Raw genomic sequence first — 2,778 nt, forward strand, 5'->3', positions numbered from 1 at the left:
GGCGCGCGCACGGCGGGGGCGGCGCGCTTGGGCGCGGCGGGCTGCGGCCGCTCGAGGATCAGCTTGGCGATGCGTTCGGGCATCTCCTCGAGCTTCGCCTCGCGCACGGGCACGGGCGGCGCCACGAGGACGCCGATCACGACGACCACGCCGCACACGGCGGCGGCCGCGAGGCAGTTGCGCGAGACCCGGTCGAGGGTGCCCCACAGGGGCTGCCGGTACGGTGCGGGAACGGTGGTGGCGGTGCTCATCACGAGGCCCCGATCACGGCCAGCGAGATGTCCGCGTAGCCGCTCTGGTTGCAGGTGTACATGACCCGCTGCAGCAGGGCGAACGGGATGGCGCGGTCGCCCTGGATGGCCACGCGCGGCGCCGGACCGTCGGCATCGCCGCGCAGGCGGGCGATCTCGGCGGCCTGGTCGCGGGCTTTGTCCAGGCGGGCGGCCAGGGCGGGAATCAGCAGGTCGCCGCTGCTCCGGGGCGCGTCGTCGACCCGGGCCACGACCTGGCCGTCGACCAGCACGGCGCCGTCGAAGACGGCCACGACCAGGGACGACTGCGGCGGCGTGTCGCTGGTCGACTGGGGCAGGTCGACGCCGGGCGCCGGCGTGATCACCTCGCCCTCGACCACGAAGCTCTTCAGCAGGAAGAGCAGCAGCACCGTGAGGATGTCCATCATCGAGGTCAGGCGCAGGGGCATGGTGCCCCCCGCCCCCCGGCGACGTCGGCGGCGTCGGTTCGCCATGCTAGTTCCCCCCGTCCGCGCCGAGCAGGGAGGCCGAGGGCAGCCCGGCGGCGCGGGTGATGTCCATGACGGCGATGATGTCGTCGTAGCGGGTGCCCGCCTGGGCGACGATCATCACGTCGCGATTGTCGGGATGGTCGGCCACGACGGACGCCAGCGCGGCGGTCAGGGCGGCGGCGGGATCGTCGCCCGTCCGCGCGATGACCGACCGGGCGAGGCGATGGCCCTCGACCGTCCAGGTGTCGGCGGCGATGGTCACCGCGAGGTTCAGCGGCGTCTCGTCCGGCCGGACGGCGGCCTCCGGATCGGCGGCCGCCCCGTCCATGTCGATGACGGTCACGTTGATGAAGACCGCCGAGATCAGGAGCATCGGGATCAGCGCGACGAAGAGGTTCATCAGCGGCATGATGTCCAGGTCGTTCTCGACCAGCTCCCGGAAGCTGCGGCCCATGCTGCGGCGTCCGTTCATGCTCAGGCGGCCTTCCGGTCGGCCGGGACCTCGCCGCCGCGGCGCACGAGCGCCTTGATCAGGCGGGCGCTGATCTGGTCGACGTCGTCGACCACGCCCTCGACCTTGCTGACCAGGAAGCCGTGCACCCACAGGCTGGGCACGGCGACGATCAGGCCGAACGAGGTGGTGTTCAGGGCCTGCGAGATGCCCGCGGCCAGGAAGGCCGAGCGCTGGCTCGGATCGGCGGCGTCGACGGCGGAGAAGGCCGTCGTCAGGCCGAAGATCGTGCCGAGCAGGCCGAGCAGGGTCGCCGAGTTGGCCAGGATGCTCAGGAAGGGCAGGCGACGCGAGAGGGACGGCAGCACCAGCACCGCCTCGTTCTCCGCCGCGTGCAGCAGGTGGTCCTCGTCGCGGGAGTTGCGCGTCAGGATCGCGTGGGCCACCTGGGCCACCGGCCCCTTCACCTTGCGGCAGAGGTCGGCGGCGCCGGCCAGGTCGCCGTTGCCCACCAGGCGCAGCACGTCGGCGGTGAGCCGGCCGCCGCGCACCGAGGCCGCGCGGCCGATCACCCAGAAGCGCTCGAGCGCCAGGCCGAGAATGAGCACGCCCGTCAGCAGGATCACGTACATGAACGGACCACCGGTCCGGAAGAATTCGGCAAACGTCGACAACGGATTCATCGCTTCACTCCTTGCAGGGTCACTCGGTGGCGGAAACCGGCGCCGCCGCGGCGGCCGGATCGGTGGAAGTCGCGCCGGGGAGTCCGGGAGCCGTCAGGTCCAGCGGGCCGGACGGCGCCGGCAGCTCCGGCACCGCGAGCAGGTCGTCGAGGGTGGGCAGGTAGCTCCAGCCCAGGCCGTCGTCGAAGCGCACCTGCTCGCGCGAGGTGATGAAGAGCACCCGCGGCACGTCGACCACGCCCTCGATGTTCGTGGCGTCGAGGCGGCGGGCCGGAGCGTCGGTCGGGGCGGCGTGCGCCGTCGCCACGACCAGGACGAGGGTGGTCACGGGTACGACGCGCATCATGGCGTGCCTCCCGCGCCGGTGGTCAGGCTCGCCTGGGCCCCGCCCGGCTCGCCGGCCACGTCGAGACGCCCGGCCAGATCGTCCGGATCGGCCGCCGCCCCGCCCGCCACCTCACGGTAGCGGCGGAACCATTCGCGGCCGGCCGCGCGGTCGTAGAAGTAGAACGACTCGACGATGGCCAGGTTGTAGAGGGCGCCCGGCAGGTCCGGATCCAGATCGTGCGCGCGGGCGAAGGCTGTGCGGGCCTCGTCGGCGCGCCCGGCATAGAGCAGGGCGATCCCGAGATTGTTCTGGTTGGCGGCGCTGCGCGGTTCGTCGGCCACGGCGGCTTCGGCGGCGGGCAGGCCTGCGCGGAAGTCGTCGCCCGAGAGGATGGCGCAGGCCCGGGCCGTGCGCACGGCCCCGTGCTGATCGGCGCAGGCGGCGAGGGCGGCGTCGGCCCGCTCGATCTCCCCCGCGGCCACCAGGTGCAGGGCCAGCGCCACGCGCAGGGCGTCGGGCGCGGCCGGATCGGCCCGCAGCCCCGCCTCGAGGGCGGCGGCCGCGACGGCGTGCT

General features: G+C 73.5%; 6 protein-coding genes. All 6 read right to left on the reverse strand.

Annotated features, from left to right (window positions below):
* A partial coding sequence (locus KDM41_17795) for a hypothetical protein (protein MCB1185275.1) occupies positions 1 to 251 on the reverse strand: 251 nt, incomplete at its 3' end.
* Positions 251 to 745, reverse strand: coding sequence for a biopolymer transporter ExbD (locus tag KDM41_17800; protein ID MCB1185276.1), 495 nt, complete (start codon positions 743 to 745; stop codon positions 251 to 253). The genes KDM41_17795 and KDM41_17800, both read right to left, overlap by 1 nt.
* Before the next feature lies 1 nt (position 746).
* Positions 747 to 1,214, reverse strand: a complete 468-nt coding sequence (locus KDM41_17805) for a biopolymer transporter ExbD (GenBank protein ID MCB1185277.1) — start codon at positions 1,212 to 1,214, stop codon at positions 747 to 749.
* 2 nt (positions 1,215 to 1,216) lie between these two features.
* The gene (locus tag KDM41_17810) at positions 1,217 to 1,876 is read right to left on the reverse strand and encodes a MotA/TolQ/ExbB proton channel family protein (protein MCB1185278.1); all 660 of its coding nucleotides are present in this window, start codon (positions 1,874 to 1,876) and stop codon (positions 1,217 to 1,219) included.
* Between the two features lie 19 nt (positions 1,877 to 1,895).
* Positions 1,896 to 2,222 carry a hypothetical protein gene (locus KDM41_17815; protein ID MCB1185279.1) on the reverse strand — a complete coding sequence of 109 codons (327 nt, stop codon included), beginning with the start codon at positions 2,220 to 2,222 and terminating at the stop codon, positions 1,896 to 1,898.
* Positions 2,219 to 2,778: hypothetical protein (locus tag KDM41_17820; protein MCB1185280.1), on the reverse strand; the 560-nt coding region annotated here is incomplete at its 5' end. The genes KDM41_17820 and KDM41_17815, both read right to left, overlap by 4 nt.

This window comes from bacterium (genome assembly GCA_020440705.1).
In the GTDB taxonomy this organism is placed as follows: Bacteria; Krumholzibacteriota; Krumholzibacteriia; order LZORAL124-64-63; family LZORAL124-64-63; genus JAGRNP01.